At 65.5% G+C, this 22418-nt stretch carries 27 protein-coding genes; 11 read left to right on the forward strand and 16 right to left on the reverse strand.

Annotated features, from left to right (window positions below; translation table 11 throughout):
* Positions 1 to 83 precede the first annotated feature (83 nt).
* From P0Y64_07440 to map, 3 genes are all read left to right on the forward strand, one after another.
* Positions 84 to 740, forward strand: coding sequence for a TetR/AcrR family transcriptional regulator (locus P0Y64_07440; protein WEK44612.1), 657 nt, complete (start codon positions 84 to 86; stop codon positions 738 to 740).
* A 101-nt stretch (positions 741 to 841) separates the two neighbouring features.
* Positions 842 to 1054 (forward strand): ParD-like family protein, encoded by a 213-nt coding sequence (locus P0Y64_07445; GenBank protein ID WEK44613.1) that lies wholly within the window; start codon positions 842 to 844, stop codon positions 1052 to 1054.
* A 1-nt stretch (position 1055) separates the two neighbouring features.
* Positions 1056 to 1835 carry a type I methionyl aminopeptidase gene (gene map, locus P0Y64_07450; protein ID WEK44614.1) on the forward strand — a complete coding sequence of 260 codons (780 nt, stop codon included), beginning with the start codon at positions 1056 to 1058 and terminating at the stop codon, positions 1833 to 1835.
* A 97-nt stretch (positions 1836 to 1932) separates the two neighbouring features.
* Here the strand turns inward: map and P0Y64_07455 are convergent, their stop codons facing one another.
* From P0Y64_07455 to rpmF, 5 genes are all read right to left on the reverse strand, one after another.
* Positions 1933 to 2295, reverse strand: coding sequence for a MerR family transcriptional regulator (locus P0Y64_07455; protein WEK44615.1), 363 nt, complete (start codon positions 2293 to 2295; stop codon positions 1933 to 1935).
* A 1-nt stretch (position 2296) separates the two neighbouring features.
* Entirely contained in the window at positions 2297 to 2596 is a 300-nt protein-coding gene (locus P0Y64_07460; GenBank protein WEK44616.1) for an integration host factor subunit alpha, read from the reverse strand.
* Between the two features lie 99 nt (positions 2597 to 2695).
* Positions 2696 to 3664 carry a ketoacyl-ACP synthase III gene (locus tag P0Y64_07465; GenBank protein ID WEK44617.1) on the reverse strand — a complete coding sequence of 323 codons (969 nt, stop codon included), beginning with the start codon at positions 3662 to 3664 and terminating at the stop codon, positions 2696 to 2698.
* Positions 3661 to 4692, reverse strand: a complete 1032-nt coding sequence (gene plsX / locus P0Y64_07470) for a phosphate acyltransferase PlsX (GenBank protein ID WEK44618.1) — start codon at positions 4690 to 4692, stop codon at positions 3661 to 3663. Before plsX ends, P0Y64_07465 begins: the two co-directional genes overlap by 4 nt.
* 30 nt (positions 4693 to 4722) lie before the next feature.
* On the reverse strand, positions 4723 to 4902 hold the full coding sequence (rpmF, locus tag P0Y64_07475) for a 50S ribosomal protein L32 (protein ID WEK44619.1): 180 nt from the start codon (positions 4900 to 4902) through the stop codon (positions 4723 to 4725).
* Between the two features lie 196 nt (positions 4903 to 5098).
* Between rpmF and P0Y64_07480 the strand changes: the two genes are divergently transcribed.
* Positions 5099 to 5539, forward strand: a complete 441-nt coding sequence (locus tag P0Y64_07480) for an MAPEG family protein (GenBank protein WEK45004.1) — start codon at positions 5099 to 5101, stop codon at positions 5537 to 5539.
* 1 nt (position 5540) lies between these two features.
* On the opposite strand, the gene P0Y64_07485 is transcribed toward P0Y64_07480, so the two are convergent.
* The 7 genes from P0Y64_07485 to sucC all read right to left on the reverse strand — a co-directional run bounded on the left by P0Y64_07485 (position 5541) and on the right by sucC (position 11986).
* The gene (locus P0Y64_07485; protein WEK44620.1) at positions 5541 to 5819 is read right to left on the reverse strand and encodes an acylphosphatase; all 279 of its coding nucleotides are present in this window, start codon (positions 5817 to 5819) and stop codon (positions 5541 to 5543) included.
* Between the two features lie 31 nt (positions 5820 to 5850).
* On the reverse strand, positions 5851 to 6495 hold the full coding sequence (locus P0Y64_07490; protein WEK44621.1) for a peptidylprolyl isomerase: 645 nt from the start codon (positions 6493 to 6495) through the stop codon (positions 5851 to 5853).
* Positions 6496 to 6545: 50 nt separating this feature from the next.
* Positions 6546 to 7634, reverse strand: a complete 1089-nt coding sequence (locus P0Y64_07495; GenBank protein WEK44622.1) for an alpha/beta fold hydrolase — start codon at positions 7632 to 7634, stop codon at positions 6546 to 6548.
* A 42-nt stretch (positions 7635 to 7676) separates the two neighbouring features.
* Positions 7677 to 8621, reverse strand: coding sequence for a helix-turn-helix domain-containing GNAT family N-acetyltransferase (locus P0Y64_07500; GenBank protein ID WEK44623.1), 945 nt, complete (start codon positions 8619 to 8621; stop codon positions 7677 to 7679).
* A gap of 197 nt (positions 8622 to 8818) precedes the next feature.
* The gene (locus tag P0Y64_07505; GenBank protein WEK44624.1) at positions 8819 to 9748 is read right to left on the reverse strand and encodes an FAD-binding protein; all 930 of its coding nucleotides are present in this window, start codon (positions 9746 to 9748) and stop codon (positions 8819 to 8821) included.
* Positions 9745 to 10494, reverse strand: coding sequence for an electron transfer flavoprotein subunit beta/FixA family protein (locus P0Y64_07510; protein ID WEK45005.1), 750 nt, complete (start codon positions 10492 to 10494; stop codon positions 9745 to 9747). The genes P0Y64_07505 and P0Y64_07510 overlap by 4 nt, the downstream gene beginning before the upstream one ends.
* A 292-nt stretch (positions 10495 to 10786) precedes the next feature.
* Positions 10787 to 11986, reverse strand: coding sequence for an ADP-forming succinate--CoA ligase subunit beta (sucC, locus tag P0Y64_07515; protein ID WEK44625.1), 1200 nt, complete (start codon positions 11984 to 11986; stop codon positions 10787 to 10789).
* 140 nt (positions 11987 to 12126) lie between these two features.
* Between sucC and P0Y64_07520 the strand changes: the two genes are divergently transcribed.
* Both P0Y64_07520 and P0Y64_07525 read left to right on the forward strand, forming a co-directional pair.
* Complete coding sequence (locus tag P0Y64_07520) at positions 12127 to 14850, forward strand: ATP-dependent DNA helicase (protein ID WEK44626.1); 2724 nt, start codon at positions 12127 to 12129, stop codon at positions 14848 to 14850.
* A 16-nt stretch (positions 14851 to 14866) separates the two neighbouring features.
* Positions 14867 to 15406: a histidine phosphatase family protein gene (locus P0Y64_07525; protein ID WEK44627.1), complete on the forward strand. Its 540-nt coding sequence runs from the start codon at positions 14867 to 14869 to the stop codon at positions 15404 to 15406.
* A gap of 25 nt (positions 15407 to 15431) precedes the next feature.
* Here the strand turns inward: P0Y64_07525 and P0Y64_07530 are convergent, their stop codons facing one another.
* Both P0Y64_07530 and P0Y64_07535 read right to left on the reverse strand, forming a co-directional pair.
* A complete protein-coding gene (locus tag P0Y64_07530) occupies positions 15432 to 15953 on the reverse strand; it encodes a DUF177 domain-containing protein (GenBank protein ID WEK44628.1) in 522 nt (173 codons plus the stop codon).
* Entirely contained in the window at positions 15950 to 16459 is a 510-nt protein-coding gene (locus P0Y64_07535) for a ubiquinol-cytochrome C chaperone family protein (GenBank protein ID WEK44629.1), read from the reverse strand. The genes P0Y64_07530 and P0Y64_07535 overlap by 4 nt, the downstream gene beginning before the upstream one ends.
* A 112-nt stretch (positions 16460 to 16571) precedes the next feature.
* On the opposite strand from P0Y64_07535, the gene bamE reads away from it, so the two are divergent.
* Both bamE and P0Y64_07545 read left to right on the forward strand, forming a co-directional pair.
* The gene (gene bamE, locus P0Y64_07540; GenBank protein WEK44630.1) at positions 16572 to 17039 is read left to right on the forward strand and encodes an outer membrane protein assembly factor BamE; all 468 of its coding nucleotides are present in this window, start codon (positions 16572 to 16574) and stop codon (positions 17037 to 17039) included.
* 122 nt (positions 17040 to 17161) lie between these two features.
* The gene (locus tag P0Y64_07545) at positions 17162 to 17668 is read left to right on the forward strand and encodes an RcnB family protein (GenBank protein WEK44631.1); all 507 of its coding nucleotides are present in this window, start codon (positions 17162 to 17164) and stop codon (positions 17666 to 17668) included.
* 53 nt (positions 17669 to 17721) lie between these two features.
* Here P0Y64_07545 and rnk read toward each other — a convergent pair whose 3' ends face one another.
* Positions 17722 to 18135 (reverse strand): nucleoside diphosphate kinase regulator, encoded by a 414-nt coding sequence (gene rnk, locus P0Y64_07550; protein ID WEK44632.1) that lies wholly within the window; start codon positions 18133 to 18135, stop codon positions 17722 to 17724.
* 496 nt (positions 18136 to 18631) lie between these two features.
* Here rnk and P0Y64_07555 point away from each other — a divergent pair, with 496 nt between their 5' ends.
* Positions 18632 to 19420 carry a pseudouridine synthase gene (locus P0Y64_07555; GenBank protein ID WEK44633.1) on the forward strand — a complete coding sequence of 263 codons (789 nt, stop codon included), beginning with the start codon at positions 18632 to 18634 and terminating at the stop codon, positions 19418 to 19420.
* Here the strand turns inward: P0Y64_07555 and P0Y64_07560 are convergent.
* Positions 19380 to 19826, reverse strand: a complete 447-nt coding sequence (locus P0Y64_07560) for an Lrp/AsnC family transcriptional regulator (protein WEK44634.1) — start codon at positions 19824 to 19826, stop codon at positions 19380 to 19382. The genes P0Y64_07555 and P0Y64_07560 overlap by 41 nt on opposite strands.
* A gap of 120 nt (positions 19827 to 19946) precedes the next feature.
* Between P0Y64_07560 and alr the strand changes: the two genes are divergently transcribed.
* On the forward strand, positions 19947 to 21062 hold the full coding sequence (alr, locus tag P0Y64_07565; GenBank protein ID WEK44635.1) for an alanine racemase: 1116 nt from the start codon (positions 19947 to 19949) through the stop codon (positions 21060 to 21062).
* Complete coding sequence (locus P0Y64_07570; protein ID WEK44636.1) at positions 21059 to 22318, forward strand: D-amino acid dehydrogenase; 1260 nt, start codon at positions 21059 to 21061, stop codon at positions 22316 to 22318. Before alr ends, P0Y64_07570 begins: the two co-directional genes overlap by 4 nt.
* Positions 22319 to 22418: the final 100 nt, after the last annotated feature.

Below are 22418 nucleotides of genomic sequence, written 5' to 3' on the forward strand. Positions count from 1 at the left end.
CTCGCTTGGCTGCGAGCTTGTGCGCCGAACGAAAGCACAATACTGAAAGTTGAACCAGGATTCAACTTGGATATGAGGCAGAGATGAGCGACGGGCGGCAGATTGAGCAGAATGCTACGCCGCGCGGCGCGGAAGAACCGGCGGCGAGCACGGATAAGCGGCCGCGTACCGCGCGCGGGCAGCGCACCCAGCGTGCGATCCTAGACGCGGCGGCGCTGGAGTTTGGCGAGCACGGCTTCCACGCCGCGTCGATCAGCGGAATCACCCGCCGCGCGGGTGTGGCGCTCGGCAGTTTTTACACGTGGTTCGACTCGAAGGACGCGGTGTTCCGCGCGCTCGTTCGCGACATGTCCGATCAGGTGCGCAATCATGTTGGCCCGGCGATTCGCGCCGCCCCCGATCAGATCGCGGCGGAGCGCGCTGGCCTCGAACATTTTCTCGAGTTCGTGCGCGGTCACAAGGAGATCTATCGCATCATCGACGAATCCGAATTCGTCGATCCGGAAAGTTTCCGGCTCCATTATTGCTCCACCGCCGATCGCATCCGCGAGCGGCTTCAGGCGGCAGCGGCACGGGGCGAATTGATCGACGAGGTTGGCGAGGTCCATGCCTGGGCGATCATGGGGATGAACGTGTTCCTGGGCTTACGATTCGGCGTGTGGGCGAAAGATGCTCCGAGCGGCGAGATCGCCGATCAGATTGCGGCGATGCTCGCGCGTGGACTGTCTCGACGGCCCTGATCGGGCGCTCCTTCCCAGCGCCGCCGCGGTCCCGCGATCGATTGACCAGCAAATATCCGAAACATGTATGATTCGTATATTTGCGAGTTGAAGAGGCGCTTATGGGCATCGTGAAGATTGACGACGAACTGCACGAGGAAGTCCGCCGCGCGAGCGATGTAATGTGCCGGTCAATCAACGCGCAGGCCGAATTCTGGATGAAGATCGGTATGCTGGCGGAAGCCAACCCGACGCTGTCTTTCAATAACATCGTGAAAACGCAGCTCGCGGCGGCGAATGTGGGGCTCACGCACGTGGCTGTGGTGGCCGCCTGACATGGTGAAGACCCCGGACGAATTGGCGCTGATGCGCATATCGGGCAAGTTGCTGGCGTCGGTGTTCGAAATGCTGGACGGGCTGGACCTTGCGGGCATGTCGACCCTGCAGGTCAACGATCTGGTCGATCGTTTCATCACCGTGGATCTGGCCGCGCGCCCTGCCAGCAAGGGACAATATGATTTCGAATATGTCCTGAATTGTTCGATCAATCATGTCGTTTGCCACGGTGTGCCCGATCCCGGCGAAATCATCCGCGATGGCGACATCGTCAACTTCGACATTACGCTCGAAAAAAATGGCTTCATCGCGGATTCGAGCAAGACCTATCTGGTCGGCAACGCCTCGCCCGCAGCGAAACGGCTGGTGCGCGTCGCCCAGGAGGCGATGTGGAAGGGCATAAAACAGGTGCGGCCCGGCGCCTATCTCGGAGACATCGGGGCCGCGATCGAGCGGCATGCCAAGAAAAACGGCTATTCGGTCGTGCGCGAATATTGCGGGCACGGCATCGGCCGGGAGATGCATGAGGAACCGGATGTGCTCAATTTCGGGCGACCGGGAACAGGGATGAGGCTGCGCGAAGGCATGGTCTTCACCATCGAGCCGATGATCAATCAGGGCAGCCGCAAGGTTTCCACTGAAGACGACGGATGGACGGTGGTGACCGACGACGGCAAGCTCTCCGCCCAATTCGAGCATACGGTCGCGGTCACGGCAAATGGCGTCGATGTCTTGACCCTGCGCCGTGATGAAGCTGCGATGCTGGCGCGCCGAGAGTGATTGGTTGCGCCTTTCGGTATCGCGCGCGGCCGCGTGTTCAGGATGATCAGCTATCGGGCGAAACCGGCGTCAGGCCCGCGCGAGTTCGCTGCCTGCGCTACTTCCGGTCGCTATCAAGCGCCTGCTGCAATATCGCCCGCACGCCGCGCAGCGAAGATACGTCATGTCCTGCAGGCGCGGGGGCAGGGGTGGCCGGGGCGGCGCGTTTTCCCTCGCCGGCGAGTAGCTTCTGCACGCCCTTCACCGTGTAACCGTCCTGATTGAGCAGGCGGTTGATCCGCTCGATCAGCGCAACGTCTTCCGCGCGATAATAACGGCGGTTGCCGGCGCGGGTCAGCGGGCGGAGCTGGGGAAAGCGCGTTTCCCAATAACGGAGCACATGCTGTTGCAGGCCGGTGGCGGCCGCGACTTCACCGATCGTCCGGAATGCCCCCGCCGCTTTGACGTCCGGCCCGCTCACTCTACCCCGCAGAGACGATGCGATCGCGCATCATCTGACTGGCACGGAAGGTGAGTACGCGACGCGGCGCGATCGGCACTTCCACTCCGGTCTTGGGATTGCGCCCCACCCGTTCGCCCTTGTCGCGCAGGACAAAGGTGCCAAAGCCGGAGATTTTCACATTCTCCCCTTTGGCGAGCGCATCGCACAGCAAATCCAGCACTTGCTCTACCATCCGTGCCGAATCGGCCCGCGAAAGCCCGACCTGGCGGTGCAGCGCCTCCGACAGGTCCGCACGCGTCAAGGTTCCTGCTTCGCTCATTCCTGCCTCACTCCCCCCGGGTGATAACGACTTAGATTTGTAAGTTTATCACTCTGAACGGCGGGCAGAAAGTATTTTGTTCAGTCAGATTGTTTCATTTTAGAAACGAACGACCGAAGCACCCCAGGTGAACCCGCCGCCCATCGCTTCCAGCACGACGATCTGGTCGCGATTGATGCGGCCATCACGGACCGCTGCGTCGAGCGCGAGCGGCACCGATGCGGCGGAGGTATTGGCGTGCCGGTCGACCGTCATCACGACCTTTTCAGCCGCGAGTCCGAGCTTGCGCGCGGTGGCGTCGAGGATGCGGGCATTGGCCTGATGCGGCACGACCCAGTCGACGTCGTCGGTAGCCAGCCCGGCGGCGGCGAGCGATTCGCCCATCACCGTCGCGAGATTGACGACCGCGTGGCGAAACACTTCGCGCCCCTTCATCCGCACCTTGCCGACGGTGCCGGTGGTGGAGGGGCCGCCGTCGACATAAAGCAGTTCGTTGCGCCGCCCGTCGGCGTGGAGGCGGGTCGCGAGGATGCCGCGCCCGTTGCGCTCGTCGCTCTCCTGCGCCTCCAGCACGATCGCGCCCGCGCCGTCGCCGAACAGCACGCAGGTGGTGCGATCCTCCCAGTCGAGGATGCGGCTGAACGTCTCCGCGCCGATCACCAGCGCCTTGCGATGCGCGGAGGCGCGAATCATGCTGTCCGCGACCTGCACGGCGTAAAGGAAGCCGGAGCAGACCGCCGCCACGTCGAACGCGGTGCAGTCGTCGATGCCGAGCGCGGCCTGCACCTTGGTGGCGGTGGCGGGAAAGGTCTGGTCCGGCGTGGCCGTCGCGAGCACGATCAGATCGATATCCTGCGCGTGCACCCCGGCGGCGGCCAGCGCCGCTTTCGCGGCATCGGTGGCGAGCGTTGCGGTGGTTTCGTCAGGTGCCGCGATGTGGCGGAAACGGATGCCGGTGCGCTCGACGATCCATTCGTCGGTGGTGTCGACCATCTCCGCCAGATCGGCGTTCGAGACGCGCCGTGCCGGCAGTGCCGAGCCGGTTCCGGTAATGACACTCCTGATCATGCCGCCTGCTTTTCGAAATTACCCAGATCTTCGGCGATGCGCCGCGCGAGATCGGCCTGCACCATCTTGGCCGCATTGCCGATGGCGGTCGCCACGCCGAGTTCGTTGGCGCCCCCATGGCTTTTCAGCACCAGCCCGTTGAGGCCAAGGAAGACCGCGCCATTGTGATTGTTTGGATCGAGATGATCGCGCAGCAATTGCGTCGCCGGGCGGGAGATCAGGAAGCCGATCTTCGACCGCACGGATGAGGTGAAGGCGCGCTTCAGCAGATCGGCGACGAATCGCGCGGTGCCCTCGGCGGTCTTCAGCGCGATATTGCCGGAAAAGCCATCGCACACGATCACGTCGACATGCCCGCGCGCCAGCCGGTCGCCCTCGACGAAGCCGGTGAAGCGCATTGGCAGGTGAGTCGCGTCACGCAGGATCTGCGCGGCATCGCGGATTTCCTCGGTGCCCTTCTGATCCTCGCTGCCGATGTTGAGCAGCGCGACTCGTGGGCTTTCGAGATCGAGCGTGGTGCGCGCATAAGCTGCACCCATCACCGCGAATTGCACCAGATTGCGCGCGTCGCACTCGGTATTGGCGCCGAGATCGAGCATCACGACATCATTGTCGCCGAGCGTCGGCAGCATCGCGGCCAGCGCGGGGCGGTCGATGCCGGGCATGGTGCGGAGCGAGAGCTTCGCCATCGCCATCAGCGCGCCGGTGTTGCCGGCCGACACGGCTGCGCCCGCGCGACCTTGCTTCACGCAGTCGATCGCGACGCCCATCGAGGTCGTCTTGGCACGGCGCAGAGCCTTGCCGGCCGTCTCACTCGACCCGACGACGTCGGGAGCGTGAACGATCTCGGCATTGCCGCTCAAATTGGGGTGGCTCTTCAGCCCCTCGCGAATCGACGCTTCGTCACCAACGAGGAGGAATTTCATCCCCTCGAAGCGACGACGCGCGCGCGCGACACCGGCGAGCATAACCGCCAGCCCCTCGTCACCGCCCATCGCATCGACGGCGATCCAGGAGCTGTCGGACATGAAGCGGCAATCCCCTTGTTGGCCGGGCTATCAGCCCTCGACGGAAACGACTTCGCGCCCGTTATAGTGGCCGCAAGACGGGCACAGGTTGTGCGGACGCTTCAGTTCGCCACAATTCGGGCATTCCTGAAACGCCTCAACCGAGAGCGCATCGTGCGAGCGGCGCATGCCACGGCGGGAAGGAGAAGTTTTTCGCTTGGGGACGGCCATCTCGGCACCTTAATCCGTATTCTGTTCAGCAGGAGACGACTTGTCCGAAACGATCGTGACGCCGCCGACAAACAGGTCAGCCGCGCCGGGCGGCCGGACGCATCGCGAAGCCACGCGCCTATACCCGAATATCATCGCGTTGCAAGCCGCGCGGGCAAATGCCACTCTCCGTTTCGAAACAAGGCAGGGGGAAATGATGCTGCTTCCGGTAACGCTGGTGTTGGCTGCGGCCTGCGGGCTGATCAATCTGTGGCTCGGTATCCGGCTCGTGCGCGGGCGAATGCAAGGCGTGATGATCGGGGATGGCGGCAAGCCGGAAATGCTGGCGGGGATGCGCGCGCATGCGAATTTTGTCGAATATGCGCCTTTCGTACTGATCCTGACCGGGTTGATCGAACTCGCGCGCGGCCCCTCTTTATGGCTGTGGGTGTTGACGGCGGTGTTCGTCCTCGGGCGCATTGCGCATCCGATCGGAATGATGCGCGCCACCCCGAATGGTTTCCGGGCCGGTGGCGCGATGGCGACCTGGATCGTCACCGCGGTCCTCGCCGGCTGGGCGCTCGCGATCGCCTATCAGGCGAATAGCGTCGCCGCGCCGCACGGAAACGTGATCGAGATGGTCGCCCCGCGCGGGTAGCTTAAACGGTCGGACGCTTCGCGAATCGCTCCAGCGTCTCCTCAGGCGCGTCGTCGCTGACCGCGACATCGACGACGTGCGCCGCCGGTGGACCCTGATGCGCGCGGGCAATAGCGGCGGCAATCGAATCGGCGGAGCCCGCGATCACCGCCTCGACCGAATTGTCGGCGCGGTTGCGCACCCAGCCGAGAATGCCGAGTGCGCGCATCTCCGCTACGAACCAATTGCGGTAGAATACGCCCTGCACCCGCCCGGTGATGATGAGCCGACGACGAATCATGTGGCGATAACGCCGGGCCGGCCGGCGCGGTTCATCCGTCCTTGCGACGCTCGATCAGCCACGGGCGTGGGCGGCCGGTGGGCTTCGCCACGCCATCGAGCCGTATCGCGCGGCTGATATAGACCAGCTTCATCAGCATCGTGCCGCCCATCCCGCCGCCGGTCGGCTGGGCGAGGATGCGGCGCACCACATCCTGCCCCGCGACGACGCGCCCGAAGGCGGCATAGCCTGGATGATCGCGGCTGGCGTCCATCGAGGGCATCGCGCCGACGGTGATGAACCAATTGCCATTGGCCGATCCCGGCTCCCCGCGCCGCGCCATGGATATCGTCATGTCGAGGTGGCGGATGCCGGTCTTGCTGGTCGGCTCATGCGCGATCGTATCGAGGAAGCGGCGCGCGTCGGTGCGGATGCCGGATTGGATGAAGCCGAATTGCGGCGCCTGTTTGCTGCGCGCGACGCGATAGAAGCTGATCCCGTCGAAGCGCCCGTCATCGACATAGCGCATGAAATTCGCGGTCGTGATCGGCGCATGCTTCGCATCCAGCGCCAGCACGATATTGCCAAGCGCGGTTTCCAGCCGCACCCGCACGAACCCCGGCGTCGCCCGGTCCGCCCGCTGCGCGGCGACGGGCGTGGAGAGCAGCAGGGCGACGAGCAGGACAAGAACGCGCATCGGGTGCGCCTAGGCAGCGTGGCCCTGAACGGCAAGCGCCGCCGCCGCGATCACGGGGCGGTGCGCGCGAGAAGATCGGCGAGATCCTGTTTCCAGAACTTCGCCCAGGTGTGCGTGCCATGCCCGTGCGTGTCGGCGCTTTCGGGGATCAGGCGGAAACGGGTGTTCGGCATCTGCTTCACCGCCTGATTCGGGAAATCGAGATTGCGCGGGTTGATGAAGTCGTCGGCCGAATTGATCCACACCATCGGCGCGGTGATCTGCGCGAGCTTGGGCCATGGATCATAGGTGCGCGACGAATCGAGCTGATAGATCAGATCGTTGGCATCGATCCCCGCGATCGAGGCCGCCACCTTCTCCCGCGCATAGGAAACAGCCGCGTCGCGGGCGGGATAGGCCGACTGGAGGAAGAGCGGCGCCCCGCCGGCGATGAACAACAACGACGCGGCCCCGCGCACGCCCTGCACCGGCTGGGCCGTATAATTGCCGCCGTTCCACGCCGGATCGGCTCGAATCGAATCGATCGCGAGCTGGCGCCACATGCGGTTCAGCCCCGCGATCTGTACCGGCTCGCACGCCAGCGGCATCAGCGCACGGGCATAGTCCGGGAAGGTCTCCGCCCACACGAAGGCGTGCATGCACCCCATCGAGGTGCCCATGATCAACCGCATCTTTCGGATGCCAAAATGCTCGGCGAGCAGCCGGTGCTGCGCGGCGACCATGTCGTCATAGTCATAACGGGGGAACGCCATATGCTGGCCGTTCGAGGGCTTGGACGAGCCACCATGGCCGATATTGTCGGGCAGGATGATGAAATAGCGCGTGATGTCGAGCGGCTGGCCGGGGCCGTAAAGCTCATCGGCGAACTGGGGCTGGAGGAACTGCTTGCCCGTCCCCCCGGTGCCGTGAAGCACCATCACCGCATTGTCGATCTCCCCCGCCGCGTTGCGATGTGGCGTGCCGAGCGTGGTGTAATGCAGCTTTAGCTCAGCCAGCTTCTCGCCTGATCGAAACGCGAAATCGCGCATCACGAAATCGCCTTCCTTGATCGGCCATTGCCGGGCGACGGCGGGCGGCGGAGCGGGCGGGGTAACGGGTTGCGGTGCCGGTGCGGCGGCGAGGAGCAGGGGGAGAATCATCGCGAGAGGTTAGCATGCGATTGGCCGGGTGCCAGTGCCGGTTCACAGCGGTTGGCGCGGGCGAACGAAGCGTTGCTCGATCATCTCGGGCCCCCATTGCCGGCCGGACCATTCCTCGACGCAGACGAAGCCGAAGCTTTCGTAGAGATGCCGCGCCGCAGCCAGGCCGCGGAATGTCCATAGCTGGGTCTCGGCGAAGTTCCTTTCGTCCACGAAAGCCATGGCGGCAGACAGCAATTTGCGCCCGGCACCGCTACCGCGCGCGTCATCCGCCGTGATGAAAAAGCGCAGGTGCGCGATATCGGCGCCCAGATCCTCGCCATCGATAGAGATCGATCCGACCATTTCGTCCTCACGCATCGCCGACCAGATGGCGTTGCGCGGGCTTTCGAGCCGGGCACAGAGATCGGCGAGGCCGCGCGCCACCACGCTTTCGAAATGCCGCCCGAAACCTGATTCGCGGGCGTAATAAAGCGCATGCATTTCCGTGACCCGTGCGATCAGCCCGGTGTAGTAGCCGGATGCGATGGTGATATCCGGACAAGAGGGGCCCCCGCTTTTTCCGCCAAGCGCATCGGCGTAGAGGCGCAGCCCCTCGAGAACGGCGCGCGACTGGGCCGGCTGCAAGCGCCGGAGCGCATCGACCACCTGTGTATCGGCAAAGGCGTGGATCGCGACGACACGGTCTTTCCCGCTTGCCGAGAGCGAGAGAAGCTTCACCCGCCCGTCGCTTCCGCCGGCTTCTTCTTTAACGTCGCCCGCTTCCACCAGCTTACGTAACATACGGCTTACGCTGGATTTTTCTAGGCGCAGGCGTATGCCGATATCCCGTGCGGTAGCGCCACCGCGTTCGATCTCCATCAGCGCATGGACGGCGGACGGCGATAGCTCGGTTCCGGCGAAGTTCCCGCCCATGAAGCCCCATTCGCGAACGATCGCCCGCGATACGTTGCGTATCTGCCCGACCAATTGTGCGGTGCCGTCCATCCGGCTTTCTCCTTCGCATATGGTTGTATCATGCAACCATATCGACGCAAGGCGCCCGGACCGGGCTCAAAGAAATGGGGCGATGGCCTGTGCTGGCCGCCGCCCCATTCTTTTAGTGGACACGCGATCGTGCCTACCGGCTTCGCGATGTGCCCTTGCTACGCACGGGCACTGCCATGGAGCGCCGCTCCATGGTCTTAGAGCTTTCCGGTAAGCTCCGGCACGACCTTGAACAGATCGCCGACCAGGCCGATGTCCGCGACCTGGAAGATCGGGGCGTCTTCGTCCTTGTTGATCGCGATGATCGTCTTGGAGTCCTTCATGCCAGCGAGATGCTGGATCGCGCCCGAGATGCCGATCGCGATATAGACTTCCGGAGCGACGATCTTGCCGGTCTGGCCGACCTGATAGTCGTTCGGGACATAGCCCGCGTCGACCGCCGCGCGGCTCGCGCCGACGCCCGCGCCGAGCTTGTCGGCGAGCGGCTCGATGATCGTGTGGAAGTTCTCGCTGTTCTGCAGCGCACGACCGCCCGACACGATGATCTTCGCGCTGGTCAGTTCGGGACGCTCGGACTTGGCGATCTCGCTGCCGACATAAGTCGACACGCCCGAATCACCCTTGCCCGCGACCGCCTCGACCGTGCCAGAGCCGCCGCTGGTCGCCGCCTTCTCGAACGCGGTGCCGCGTACGGTGATGACCTTCTTGGCGTCCTTGGACTGCACGGTGGCGATGGCGTTGCCGGCGTAGATCGGGCGCGTGAACGTGTCCGGCCCTTCGACCGACAGGATATCGCTGATCTGCATCACATCGAGCAGGGCGGCGACGCGCGGCGCGATATTCTTGCCGTTGCTGGTCGCGGGGACGAGGAACGCGTCGTGATGACCCATCAGGTCGGCGACGAGCGGCGCGACATTCTCGGCCAGCGCATGCGCATAGGCCGCGTCGTCGGCGACATGGACCTTCCCCACGCCGGCGATCTTGGCGGCCTCTGCGGCAACCGCATCGACGCCCTGACCGGCGACGAGCAGGTGCACTTCGCCCAGCTGCGACGCAGCGGTGACGACAGCGAGCGTGGCATCCTTGACGGCCGAACCGTCATGCTCAACCCAGACGAGCGTCTTCATTTCGCGACTCCCATCGCCTTGAGTTTTGCCACCAGTTCATCAACGTCGGCGACCTTGACGCCAGCGGTGCGCTTCGCCGGCTCGACCACCTTGAGCGTGGTCAGGCGCGGGGACACGTCGACGCCGTAATCGGCGGGCGTCTTCTGCGCGAGCGGCTTGGACTTCGCTTTCATGATGTTGGGCAGAGAGGCGTAGCGCGGCTCGTTCAAGCGCAAATCGGTGGTGACGATCGCGGGAAGCTTGAGCTTCTCGGTCTCCGATCCGCCATCGACTTCGCGCGTGACGGTGACGAAATCGCCCTCGACCTCAACCTTCGATGCGAATGTGCCCTGGCCCCAGCCCGTGAGCGCGCCGAGCATCTGGCCGGTCTGGTTGTTGTCGTCGTCGATCGCCTGCTTGCCCAGGATCACGAGACCCGGCTGTTCCTCATCGGCGATCGCCTTCAGCAGCTTGGCGACGCCGAGCGGCTCGACCTTCTCGTCGGAGGTAACGAGGATCGCGCGATCCGCGCCCATCGCCAGCGCGGTGCGCAGGGTTTCCTGCGCCTTCGCTTCGCCGATCGACACCACGACGATCTCGGTCACGACGCCCTTTTCCTTCAGGCGGATCGCTTCCTCAACCGCGATTTCGTCGAACGGGTTCATCGACATCTTCACGTTCGCGAGATCGACACCCGTGCCATCCGCCTTCACGCGGGGCTTCACATTATAGTCAAGCACCCGCTTGACCGGCACCAGCACCTTCATCGGCTGTGTCTCCATTGGCCCAATCTTCGTCAGTGGGTTCGCTAATGCAGCAGAATCGGCGCAAGTCCAGCCCAAACGCCCCGCCGCGCGCCCGCGCGCTGTGGTCGGGCGCAGTATCGCTTGCGTAATATCCTTACGGAAAGCACGGTTTGGCGCGATATTCGTTGCGTGGGCCGCCGGGCCCCGCGCCGATACAAAAAATGCGGCGACGGAAAAGCTCCCGTCGCCGCGTCAATGTTTCGGTACGTCGCCGCGATCCCCGGAGCGGGAGTCGCGGTGACGCATATCCGGTTCAGGCTGCCTTCTTCACCTCGGCAACGATCTTGCGGGCGGCATCGCCCAGATCGTTGGCGGGAACGATCGCCAGGCCGGACGTGGAGAGAATCTCCTTGCCCTTCTCGACGTTGGTGCCCTCAAGCCGGACGACCAGCGGAACCGAAAGGTTCACTTCCTTCGCCGCGGCGACGATGCCCTCGGCGATGATGTCGCACTTCATGATCCCGCCGAAGATGTTGACGAGAATGCCCTTCACCGCCGGATCGGCGAGAATGATCTTGAACGCCGCCGTCACCTTCTCCGTGGTGGCGCCGCCGCCCACGTCGAGGAAGTTGGCCGGGAACATGCCGTTCAATTTGATGATGTCCATCGTCGCCATGGCGAGGCCGGCGCCGTTGACCATGCAGCCGATATCGCCATCGAGCTTGATATAGGCGAGGTCGTACTTGGATGCTTCCAGCTCGGCCGGATCTTCCTCGGTCTCGTCGCGCAGCTCGGCGAGATCCTTGTGGCGGAACATCGCATTGCCGTCGAAGCCGACCTTGGCATCAAGCACCATCAGCTTGCCGTCATCGGTGACGGCGAGCGGGTTGATCTCGATCTGCGAGGCATCGGTGCCGAGGAACGTGTCATAGACCTTGCCGGCGAGGCTCTGCGCCTGCTTGGCGAGATCGCCGGTCAGCCCCAGCGCGTTGGCGACGGCGCGGCCGTGATGCGGCATGAAGCCGGTCGCGGGATCGACGTCGAACGTGTGGATCTTCTCGGGCGTGTCATGCGCGACCGTCTCGATGTCCATCCCGCCTTCGGTCGATACGACGAAGGCGACGCGGCCGGTGACGCGATCGACGAGCAGCGCGAGGTAAAATTCCTTCGCGATATCAACGCCGTCGGTGACGTACAGGCGATTGACCTGCTTGCCGTGCTCGCCGGTCTGGATCGTGACCAGCGTGTTGCCGAGCATGTCGGTCGCTGCCGCGCGCACTTCGTCGGCGGTCTTGGCAAGGCGGACGCCGCCCTTGGCTTCCGGCGGCAGCTCCTTGAACTTGCCCTTGCCGCGCCCACCGGCGTGGATCTGCGCCTTGACGACGTAGAGCGGCCCGGGGAGCTTCTTCGAGGCCTCAACCGCCTCTTCGACGGTCATCGCGGCATAGCCGGCGGGAACGGGAACGCCGAACTTTGCGAGCAGTTCTTTGGCCTGATATTCGTGGATGTTCATGGGATGCGCGGCCTCACCATAAGGAAAACAGGCGGCCTTAAGCACAGGGGGGCGGGGGAATCCACCCCCGCTGTTGCACTGCGGCAGCGAAGGCGGCGTTTAGCCACTGCCGCCGGTTGCCATTCTGTTCCGTGCGGCGCATGGCCGGCCCCGTGACCGCGTTTCCCTATCCCGCGCTTCATGCCAGCCATTCGGGCACCTGGATCGCGCAGGATGGCGAGACGCGCGCGATCGGTCGGGGCGAGGCGATCCGTATCGCCGCCGACACGCCGGTGATCCTGCTCAATGCGCCGCTGATCGGGCAGAGGCTCGGCTATGCAGACCTGTCCGGGCTGGATGTGCTGGAATTATTCGCCTTTCTCCGCCCGGCGAGTTTCATGGTGCCGACACCCAAAGGGCTCGCCGCTGTCACCGGGCTCGATGTGCCGGCGGACGATGCCGCGATCGCCCCGTTCCTGCTTGCCGCAGCCGAGCGCTTGCTGGCGATTCCGCAGGGCGAATGGCCCGAGCGCGAGGGCGCTTGGACCGCCGCGCAAACCCTGTTCCGGCTGCGCTGGCCATGGGCGCCGCTGCTCGCGGATCGAATTGCGCGGCCGACCGGCAATGAGCGGTGGCTGTTCTCCCGCTTGCCCGAATGGGAAGAGGCGGCGCCGCGCGCGATGCCGCGCAATATCTCGCTCGTGGACGAGGAGGTGCAGGAACGACTCGCCCGCCTCACCGGCGCGAGTCGCGAGCCGCGTCCGGGGCAGCGCGCTTATGCCGGGGCGGCCGCCGATGCCTTCGCCCCGCGAGTCGCGCGTGATTCGCCCAATCTCGTGCTGGCCGAAGCGGGGACCGGGATCGGCAAGACGCTCGGCTATCTCGCGCCGGCCTCGTTATGGGCGGAACAGGCGCAGGGCGCGGTGTGGATCAGCACCTATACCAAGGCGCTGCAACGCCAGCTCGCGCATGAAACGGCACGGCTGCATCCTGACGCGGATGTACGCAAGGCGCGCGTCGTCACCCGCAAGGGGCGCGAGAATTACCTCTGCCTGCTCAATCTGGAGGATGCGCTGCAAGGCGGATTCGCCGGTCGCGCCGCCGTGCTCGCGCAGCTTGTCGCGCGCTGGGCGGCGTATAGCGCGGATGGCGACATGGTGGGCGGCGATCTGCCGGGCTGGCTCGTCACATTGTTCCGCCGCAACGGATCGACCGCGTTGACCGACCGGCGCGGTGAATGCGTCTATGCCGGCTGCCCGCATTACCGGAAATGCTTCATCGAACGCGCCACGCGCGCGTCGAACGAAGCGGATATCGTCATCGCCAATCATGCTTTGGTGATGGTCAATGCGGCGCGCGGTCGCGAGCTGACGACTCGCCCGACACGCTATGTGTTCGACGAAGGCCATCATCTGTTCGATGCCGCCGACGGGATGTTCTCGACCGCGCTTACGGGTCAGGAGACGATCGAGCTGCGCCGCTGGATCATCGGCCCCGAAGGAAGCAGTCGCGGGCGGAGGCGTGGCCTCGCAGCGCGGCTTTCCGATGTCGCGAGCTATGACGAGGGCGGCGGTGGCGCGATCAGCGACGCGGTGACCGCGGCGCAGGCGCTGGCGTCCGAAGGCTGGCTGTCGCGGCTGGGGGAGGGGGCGCCGTTCGGCCCGATCGAGGCGCTGCTCGGCGCGGTGCGCGGGTTGGTCTATGCCCGTGCCGACCAGGCCGGCGATGCGGGCTATGGGCTGGAGACCGAGATCGCCGAGCCGCCCGCGCAGTTGATCGAGGCTGCCGGCCCCGCCGCGCAGGCGCTGGATGCGCTGTTGCGCCCGCTCGTCACCCTCGGCAAGCGGCTGGAGGCGGTGCTGGCGGAGGCGCCGGACTGGATGGACGGCCCGGCGCGCGCGCGGATCGAGGGCGCGATCGCCTCGCTCGGCTGGCGCGCGGAGACGGCTGCGTCGTGGCTGTCGCTGCTCGCACGGATCGGCGGCCCGGCCGACGCGGATTTCGTCGACTGGCTGGTGGTAGACCGGATCGAAGGGCGCGAGTTCGACATCGGGTTGCGTCGGCACTGGCTCGATCCGACCCGGCCCTTTGCCGAAGTGGTGCTGAAACCCGCGCATGGCGCGCTCGTCACCTCCGCGACGCTCACCGCCGGGGGCGATTGGAACACCGCCGAGGCGCGGGTGGGGGCGCCCTGGCTCGCCACACCGCCCGAACGGTTCACGGCGGAAAGCCCGTTCGATTACGCGAGCTGCGCCGAGGTGCTGATCGTCACCGATGTGAAGCGCGGCGATTCCGCGGCGCTCGCCAATGCCTATGCGCGGCTGACCGAGGCGGCTGGCGGCGGCACGCTGGGGCTGTTCACCGCGATTCGTCGGCTGCGCGCGGTGCATGCCGCGATCGCCGACCGGCTGGCGCGCGCGGGCTTGCCGCTCCACGCGCAGCATGTCGATCCGATCGATACCGGCACGCTGGTCGATATCTTCCGCGATGATCCGCACGCCTCGCTGCTCGGCACCGATGCGTTGCGCGACGGCGTGGACGTGCCGGGCGAATCGCTGCGGCTGGTGGTGATGGAGGGCGTGCCCTGGCCCAAGCCCAGCGTGCTCCACGCCGCGCGGCGGCTGGCTGGCGGCGGCAGCGCCTATGACGATCGCATCGTTCGCGCACGGCTGGCGCAGGCGTTCGGGCGGCTGATCCGCTCGGCGCAGGATCGCGGCGCGTTCGTGCTGCTGTCGTCTGCGATGCCCTCGCGCTTGCTCACCGCTTTCCCGCCGGGGGTGGAGATTGCGCGCGTCCCGCTCGACGAAGCGATCGCGCGGGTACGGCACCGTCTTTCCTCCGCCGCGCGTCTGGGGCATGAGGCTGCTCCCGCGCGACTGACCTGACGGAGACTTTCCCCTCGTGAAGACGCTGACGCTGCTGCGCCACGCCAAATCGGGGTGGGACGATCCGGTCGCCCGCGATTTCGATCGCCCGCTCAACGCCAAAGGGCGGCGCGCGGCGAAGGCGATGGGGCGGCATCTGAAATCGCTCGGGCTGACGTTCGATCACGTCGTCGCATCGCCCGCGTTGCGCGTGGTGGAAACGATCGGCGAGGTCGCCGCCGGCTATGGCACGCCGATCGTCCCCGCATGGGATCGGCGGGTCTATCTCGCCTCTTCCGCGATGTTGCTCGATGTGATTCGCGAAACCCCCGCGGATGCGGATCACCTGCTGCTGATCGGGCATAATCCGGGGCTGGAGGATCTCGTGCTGCTGTTGGTGCCGCATGACAGCGGCGCGCTGCGCGACGAGGTGGAGGAAAAATATCCTACCGCCACCGTCGCGGAGATGACCTTCGATATCGACGACTGGACCGATGCCGTGCCGGGGCGGGCAATGCTAACCCGCTTCGTGCGCCCGCGTGATGTGGATGCCGCGCTGGGGCCGGGGCGGGACTGAGGCATCCGCGCCCGACCGGCGCGCGCTATTTCTTGCCGAGTTTGTCCTTCAGCGATGCGAGCGCGCTGAACGGGCCGGTCTGATCCTCCCCCACCACGCCCGCTTCCCGCAGCATTTCCGCCGCGCGCGGCCCGCGCGGGAAGGGATCGAGCGCCAGCATCATCGTTTCCGCCGCCGCTTCGCCCAGATCGATCGCGCCGCCCTCGATCTCGATCGTGTCGAGCGCATCCTCGCCGAGTTCCACCTCTTCCTCGGCGGCGTCGCCGGCCGCGACGAAACGCAGCGCGACCTTCTCGTCCACCGTCGCGGGCAGCGGATCACCGGTCACCGCGCAGGGTTGCGTCACCGTTGCCGTCACCCGGCCATCCGCGCGGATGCCGGTGGCGTCATGATGGATGGTGAAGGTCGCGGCAAGTTCGTCGATCGCGATCAGCCCGAAGCGCCCGGCGAGCCGCCGGCGTTCGTCGGCATCGGCGGCAATCTTCACGATACGCGGCTCGCCGCCGATCATGTCGAGCCGCTCGGCGCGGGAAAATTCCGGGGTCACGGCAATTCTCCCCGATCGAGCGCATCGAGCGGCGTTGCGGCCAATGCCGCGTGAAAGGCGAGCAGTCGATCACGCACATGCGCCACGGCGGCCGCCGCCGGCGGCTCGCCACGATAGAGGTTGCGGGCGAGCGCTGTATCGAGATCGCCGGAGACGATTCCCTCGCGATAGGCGCCGAGCCTGCCGCCGAGCATCCCCATCATCCGCCCGACCTGTTTTCCCACCACCATGTCGCCAAAGCCGATCTGGCGTATCTGCGCGTCCATGTCGTCGATGAAGCGTTCGGTGAGATGCGCGATCGTCTGCCCGGTCGTCGGATCGCTCTCCAGGCGCATCAGCACGAAGGCGGTGATCGCCGCCACCATGTCGAACCGTCCGTCCAGCGTATCGGGCACGGCGCCGTCCAGATACCAGTGCGGCTGGCGCGCATATGCGACCGCCGCCTGATACAGCGGCAGCGCCGCATCCTGTTGTGGCGCCTTTCGGAACCTATCGAAGAAGCCCACGCTTGTTCCTACCCTTCTCGTCATTGCCTTGTGTCGTCGTCCGCCCCGGCATATTGAGGCGTTCGGCCGCGGACGCAACGTACCGCGCACGCCCAATGTTCGCGGAGTATGCATGCGCCAACCCATCCTGATCGCCGCGCTCGCCGGGATCGTGCTCGCGGGCTGTGTCCCGCTTCGGTCGCATCAGGGCTATATCGTCGATGCCGATCTGGTGAACGCGATCCAGCCTGGTGTCGATAATCGTGATTCGGTGCTCGCCACGCTCGGCCACCCGACCTTCGCCGCGCAGTTCAATCAGGGCGACTGGTATTATATCTCACGCGACAGCCGGAACCTGGCGTACAATCTGCCGAAGCCGAAAGATCAGCTGACGTTGCAGATCAGCTTCGATCGCAACGGCACGGTCAGCGCGGTGCGCCGGTCGGGCGAGGAGCAGGTGGCCTCAATCCGGCCCGACAAGAAGACGACGCCGACGCTTGGCCGCACGCGCGGCTTCTTCTCCGATCTGTTCGGCAATATCGGCGCGGTCGGCGCGCCCGGCATGGGCGGCGGCGGGGGCGGCGGTCGCGATACGCCGTAACACGTGACCTTGCTGGTTGCTGACCAGCGCGTTCGCGATCCGTTCAGCGGCGCATCCCGATAACTCCGCTCGTGGTGGCGCGGCATCTATGTCGGGCTGCCTGAGGGAAAAGGAGAATCTCGATGCGTAAATTGATCATTGGCGTGCTGATGGCGGCCACCGCTTTCCCGGCGGTCTCTTCCGCGCAGACGAATCAGGATCTGCGCCGCGATCGGCAGGATGTCCGCCAGCAGCAACATGAGCTGGATCAGGCGCGCCGCTATGGCGACCGTCATGATGTGCGTCGGGAGCAGCATGACGTTCGCGACGCGCGGCAGAATTATCGTCAGGATGTAAACGATCGCGATCGCGCCTGGGGCCGCGACGATTGGCGCGGCTGGCGTAACCAGAACCGCAATCTCTATTCGCGCGGCAACTGGAATGCGCCGTTCCGTTATCAGACGTTCCGCACGGGTGCGCGCATCGCGCCGAGCTATTTCGGCCAGCGTTACTGGATCGTCGATCCGTGGCGCTATCGCCTGCCGCCGGCGCGCGCCAACACGCGCTGGGTGCGCCACTATAACGACGTGCTGCTGGTCGATTACCGGCGCGGCGTCGTCCTCGACGTGATCCGTAACTTCTACTGGTAAGCGGATCGGGGCCGCCGGTGCGAGTGCATCGGCGGCCGATTCGTATCCTGCGATCAGGCGCTTTTCGGCGCCTGCGTCACCTTGACGATCGACAATGTGCGGCGATGCCCTTCGCGATCCGGCCACAGGATCGACTGGCCCTCGCGCAGCCCGATCAGCCCGGCGCCAACCGGCGTAAGGATCGAGACGCGCCCGGCCGAGATGTCAGCCTCCTTTGGATAGACGAGCTGGACGGTGCGGGACGCCCCGCTCGCTTCGTCGACGAATTCAACGCTGGCCTGCATCGTCACGACATCACGCGGCATCCGCGCGGCGCCATGGACATTGGCGCGGCCGATTTCCTCCAACAACAGCTCACTGACTTGCGGCAGGCGCTCCTCGACGCTGATCGCAAGATCGGTAAGCGTATCGGCTTCGGTGTCGATCATGTGGATGGGCGGACGCTTGCTCGCCTTGCTGCTCGTCATGTCACTTGCTTTCCGGGATGAGGAGACGCGCGATCGCCCACGATCAAGCGCGCCAATCTTATAGAGCTTTGCCCCGAGTTCGGGGCATGTCGCGCCAGAACCCGGGGCTAAATGCCCGAGAGAAGCTGCCCCTCATGGTGGCGAAAGCGGAAAGGACAGCCCGTGGTCTGCATCGCGCGATGATGTATTGCGCGAGGGTTCAAGTCAAACCGCGATGTCGCAGGTGATCTTTTTATGTGCCGCGAGTGCATGAGGTTGACCGCGCGAGCCGATGCGGCGATGGGGCGCGCGTGCCCAACCGCCACCCCATTCGCGCGCTGCGCGCCGGCAGACTGATCGCCGGCATCTAGCCCCGGGCACCGTTTCGATTCGGTTGTCCGGGGGTGAGACGCCGGGCGCGCGCATCGCTCCCGTAGTTTTTCTTTCGAAAGAACCACGCGTCGCCGGTTTGCGACGTTGGCGGGACGCGGTGAACATCATGACAGGTCGCAATGGAATGGCGACGGCGCGTCGGCCGGCGCGCGCTTCCTCATCGATCGGCGGCAATACGGTGGCCAGCCTGCCGCGTGCGCTTTCGAAACTCGGGCTGTGCTCGCGCACCGAGGCAACGGCGCTTATCGCGGCGGGGCGGGTGACGGTTGACGGCCGACCCGCGCGCGGCATCTCGCAGCGCGTCGATCTGGATCGATCCCGCGTCGCGGTAGATGGTCAAGTAATTGCTGCGGAACGCAAAATATATCTGATGCTCAACAAGCCGCGGGGGCTGGTCACCACCCGGCGCGATCCACAGGCGCGCGGCACGGTTTACGATAGCCTGCCGCCCGATCTGCCGTTTCTCTCGCCGGTCGGCCGGCTCGACAAGGCGAGCGAGGGGCTGTTGCTGATGACCAATGACACCCGCTGGGCCGAACATCTGCTCAATCCCGCATCCGGCGTGCCCAAGACCTATCACGTCAAGCTCGATCGCCCGGCCGACGACGATCTGGTCGCGGCCTTGTCGATGCCGGTGCTGGAAGCGGGCGAAACGCTCACGGCGGCCTCGGTTCGCCTGCTGCGCCCTGAGGATCGGTCGCGCTGGATCGAGATCGTGCTGACCGAAGGGCGCAACCGGCAGGTACGCCGTATGGTGGCGGCGCAGGGCGCGAAAGTCGAAAGACTGGTGCGCGTGGCGATTGGCGGAATCGCGCTCGGCCCGCTCGCCAAGGGGGAGACGCGCGCGCTTACCTCTGTCGAGGTGGCACGCTTCACGGCCGCCGGTTGCTCCGCATCGCGAAGCTGGAGTTGATGCGGGTCACGCCCGGCAGCCGCGTCAGCACGTCGCGGTGGAAGGTAGCATATTCCTCCATCCCAGCGATCTGCACGCGCAGCACGTAATCGCCCGCGCCGGTCATCAGATACCATTCACGTACTTCGGGATGGTTGCGCAGCGCATTTTCGAAGCGGACGAGATATTCCTCGGTCTGCCGTTCCAGCTCGACCTGGACGATTGCCACCGTTCCTTCATCCGGCGCGGCGCCGGCGATAATCGCGGTATAGCCGCGGATCACCCCCGATTGTTCGAGCAGCCTCACGCGGCGCAGGCAGGCAGAGGCGGAAAGCCCCACCGCTTCGGCGAGCGCGCTGTTGGTGATGCGCGCATCGAGCCGCAATTGCGTCAGGATACGGCGGTCGGCGTCATCAAGCGCGGACATGCAGGATATACCATCTGATCGAAGATCATGCGGTATAATCGCGGATGAAGCAGCATTACACCGCAAATCGGCGAAAAATTCGAACTTATCGCTGATATATTCCGCCACGGAGGATGCCCGATGGCGAATGACGTTTGCCCAACCAGTTCGAGCCGCTTGACGATCGACCTTGGGGCGATCCGTGCCAATTATCATTTGCTCGCCGAACGGGTGGCGCCGGCCGAATGCGCCGCCGTGGTCAAGGCGAACGCTTATGGACTGGGCGTCGCTCAGGTGGCGCCGATGCTGCGCGATGCCGGGTGCCGCATCTTTTTCGTCGCCCAACTCGCCGAGGCGATCGCGCTGCGCGACGCGATCGGTGCGGATGGCGCGATCTTCATCCTCAACGGGCTCGATCCGGGTTGCGAGGCGCTTTGTGCCGAGCGCGGTTTCCTGCCGGTGCTCAACTCCGCGAGCCAGGTCGAACGCTGGCACGATCATGCGCGAATGCGTGGCGAGGCGCTGCCGGCGGCGTTGCAGGTCGATAGCGGAATGTCGCGGCTCGGTCTCGATATGGAGACGGTGAGTGTGCTCGCCGCCGACGCCGATTTCGCGCGCGAGGTTTCGTTGCGACTGATCATGACCCACCTCGCCTGCGCCGATGCGCCGGAAAATCCGGCCAACACCGCCCAGCTTGAGCGTTTCGAAGCAGCGCGCGCGTATTTCCCGGATGTGCCGGCCTCGATCGCCAACAGCGGCGGCGCTTTTCTGCCGGCGGGTTTCCGTTGTGATGTCGCGCGGGCTGGCGTCGCGCTTTATGGCGTGCGGCCGAGCACGCTTGCCGGCAAGTTGCGCCCGGTGGCGGCGCTGTCGGCCCGCGTTATCCAGATCCGGGAGATCGCGGCAGGTGTCGGCGTGGGCTATGGCCTCGATTATGTCGCGCCCGATCAGCGGCGGCTCGCCACGATCGGCATTGGCTATGCCGATGGCTGGCCGCGCCACCTGAGCAGTGTCGGCGCCGCATGGCATCAGGGGCGGCGGTTGCCGATCGTCGGGCGGGTTTCGATGGACAGTATGACGATCGATATCTCGTCACTCCCCGGCCATGCGCTGGCGGAGGGCGATTTCGTCGAGCTGATCGGTCCGTCGCAGTCGCTCGATGATGTTGCCGATGATGCGGGCACCATCGCCTATGAAATCCTCACCAGTCTCGGCGCGCGGCATCAGCGCCGCTACGTCGACGGAGCACAGCAATGAGAGTGATCGTTCTCGGCGCCGGCGTGATCGGCGTCACCTCGGCTTATTATCTGTCGCAGGCCGGCCATGAGGTCACGGTGATCGACCGCCAGCCCGGCCCCGCGCTCGAAACCAGCTTCGCCAATGCGGGCGAGATTTCCCCCGGCTACGCCTCGCCCTGGGCTGCGCCGGGCATTCCGCAAAAGGCGATCCGCTGGCTGCTGATGACACATGCGCCGCTGATCCTGCGGCCCAAGCCCGACACGGCGATGCTGCGCTGGCTGTTCGCCATGCTGCGCAACTGCACAGAGGCGCGCTACGCGCTCAACAAGAGCCGGATGGTCGGGCTCGCGGAGTTCAGCCGTGATGAGTTGAAGGTGCTGCGCGAGCGGCTCGGCATCGCCTACGATCATCGCACCCAGGGTACGCTCCAGCTCTTTCGCACAGAGAAGCAACTCGCCGGCAGCACCAAGGATATGGCGGTGCTCGACGATTTCGGCGTGGATTATGACCTGCTCGACCGCGCCGGCTGCGTCGCCGCAGAGCCGGGCCTCGCGGCGACCAGCGACAAGTTCGTCGGTGGCGTGCGGTTGCCGGGCGACGAGACCGGCGATTGCCAGATGTTCACGCGCTCGCTCGCCGACTGGTTGGCGGCAAACGGGGTCGACTTCCGCTACGAGACAACGATTGAGGCGCTAGAGAGCGACGGTGCGCGCGTCACCGGCGTGCGGACGGATCGCGGTGTCGTGCAAGGCGATGCCTATCTCGTCGCGATGGCGAGCTATTCGCCCGCATTGCTCAAGCCGTTCGGGATGCAGCTCCCGGTCTATCCGGTGAAGGGCTATTCGATCACGGTTCCCATCGCCGATCCGGCGGCCGCCCCTGTTTCGACGCTGCTCGACGAAACGTACAAGATTGCGATCACCCGGCTTGGTGATCGCGTGCGCGTCGGCGGCATGGCGGAGATTTCCGGTTTCGACCGCAGCCTCTCCCCCCGGCGGCGGGCGACGCTGCTCCATTCGCTCAACGATCTGTTCCCCGGTGGCGCGATCATTGACGGTGAGACCAATTTCTGGAGCGGCCTGCGCCCGATGACCCCCGATGGCCCTCCGGTCGTCGGCAAGACGCCGGTCGACAATCTGTTCCTCAACACCGGGCACGGCACGCTCGGCTGGACGATGGCCTGTGGCTCGGGCCACCTCATCGCCAGCCTGATCGGCGGCACCAAGCCGGCTGTCGATCCGGCCGGGCTGGGCATCGCGCGCTATTCGAACTGAACCGGCGGCGCTGGTCAAAGCCCGCGCCTTCGCTTAGCCACGGCGGTGTGAACAGAACCATCAAGAGTTCGTGTCGCTGGTTGCGGGGGCTTTCGCAGAC

It is taken from the genome of Candidatus Sphingomonas colombiensis, assembly GCA_029202845.1.
GTDB classification, from domain to species: Bacteria; Pseudomonadota; Alphaproteobacteria; order Sphingomonadales; family Sphingomonadaceae; genus Sphingomonas; species Sphingomonas colombiensis.

Coding starts and splice junctions, on each gene's coding strand:
- P0Y64_07440 (WEK44612.1), top strand. CDS start 84: ATGAGCGACGGGCGGCAGATTGAGCAGAATGCTACGCCGCGCGGCGCG.
- P0Y64_07445 (WEK44613.1), top strand. CDS start 842: ATGGGCATCGTGAAGATTGACGACGAACTGCACGAGGAAGTCCGCCGC.
- map (WEK44614.1), top strand. CDS start 1,056: ATGGTGAAGACCCCGGACGAATTGGCGCTGATGCGCATATCGGGCAAG.
- P0Y64_07460 (WEK44616.1), bottom strand. CDS start 2,596: ATGAGCGAAGCAGGAACCTTGACGCGTGCGGACCTGTCGGAGGCGCTG.
- P0Y64_07465 (WEK44617.1), bottom strand. CDS start 3,664: ATGATCAGGAGTGTCATTACCGGAACCGGCTCGGCACTGCCGGCACGG.
- plsX (WEK44618.1), bottom strand. CDS start 4,692: ATGTCCGACAGCTCCTGGATCGCCGTCGATGCGATGGGCGGTGACGAG.
- rpmF (WEK44619.1), bottom strand. CDS start 4,902: ATGGCCGTCCCCAAGCGAAAAACTTCTCCTTCCCGCCGTGGCATGCGC.
- P0Y64_07480 (WEK45004.1), top strand. CDS start 5,099: ATGCTGCTTCCGGTAACGCTGGTGTTGGCTGCGGCCTGCGGGCTGATC.
- P0Y64_07485 (WEK44620.1), bottom strand. CDS start 5,819: ATGATTCGTCGTCGGCTCATCATCACCGGGCGGGTGCAGGGCGTATTC.
- P0Y64_07490 (WEK44621.1), bottom strand. CDS start 6,495: ATGCGCGTTCTTGTCCTGCTCGTCGCCCTGCTGCTCTCCACGCCCGTC.
- P0Y64_07495 (WEK44622.1), bottom strand. CDS start 7,634: ATGATTCTCCCCCTGCTCCTCGCCGCCGCACCGGCACCGCAACCCGTT.
- P0Y64_07500 (WEK44623.1), bottom strand. CDS start 8,621: ATGGACGGCACCGCACAATTGGTCGGGCAGATACGCAACGTATCGCGG.
- P0Y64_07505 (WEK44624.1), bottom strand. CDS start 9,748: ATGAAGACGCTCGTCTGGGTTGAGCATGACGGTTCGGCCGTCAAGGAT.
- P0Y64_07510 (WEK45005.1), bottom strand. CDS start 10,494: ATGAAGGTGCTGGTGCCGGTCAAGCGGGTGCTTGACTATAATGTGAAG.
- sucC (WEK44625.1), bottom strand. CDS start 11,986: ATGAACATCCACGAATATCAGGCCAAAGAACTGCTCGCAAAGTTCGGC.
- P0Y64_07520 (WEK44626.1), top strand. CDS start 12,127: ATGGCCGGCCCCGTGACCGCGTTTCCCTATCCCGCGCTTCATGCCAGC.
- bamE (WEK44630.1), top strand. CDS start 16,572: ATGCGCCAACCCATCCTGATCGCCGCGCTCGCCGGGATCGTGCTCGCG.
- P0Y64_07545 (WEK44631.1), top strand. CDS start 17,162: ATGCGTAAATTGATCATTGGCGTGCTGATGGCGGCCACCGCTTTCCCG.
- rnk (WEK44632.1), bottom strand. CDS start 18,135: ATGACGAGCAGCAAGGCGAGCAAGCGTCCGCCCATCCACATGATCGAC.
- P0Y64_07555 (WEK44633.1), top strand. CDS start 18,632: ATGGCGACGGCGCGTCGGCCGGCGCGCGCTTCCTCATCGATCGGCGGC.
- P0Y64_07560 (WEK44634.1), bottom strand. CDS start 19,826: ATGTCCGCGCTTGATGACGCCGACCGCCGTATCCTGACGCAATTGCGG.
- alr (WEK44635.1), top strand. CDS start 19,947: ATGGCGAATGACGTTTGCCCAACCAGTTCGAGCCGCTTGACGATCGAC.
- P0Y64_07570 (WEK44636.1), top strand. CDS start 21,059: ATGAGAGTGATCGTTCTCGGCGCCGGCGTGATCGGCGTCACCTCGGCT.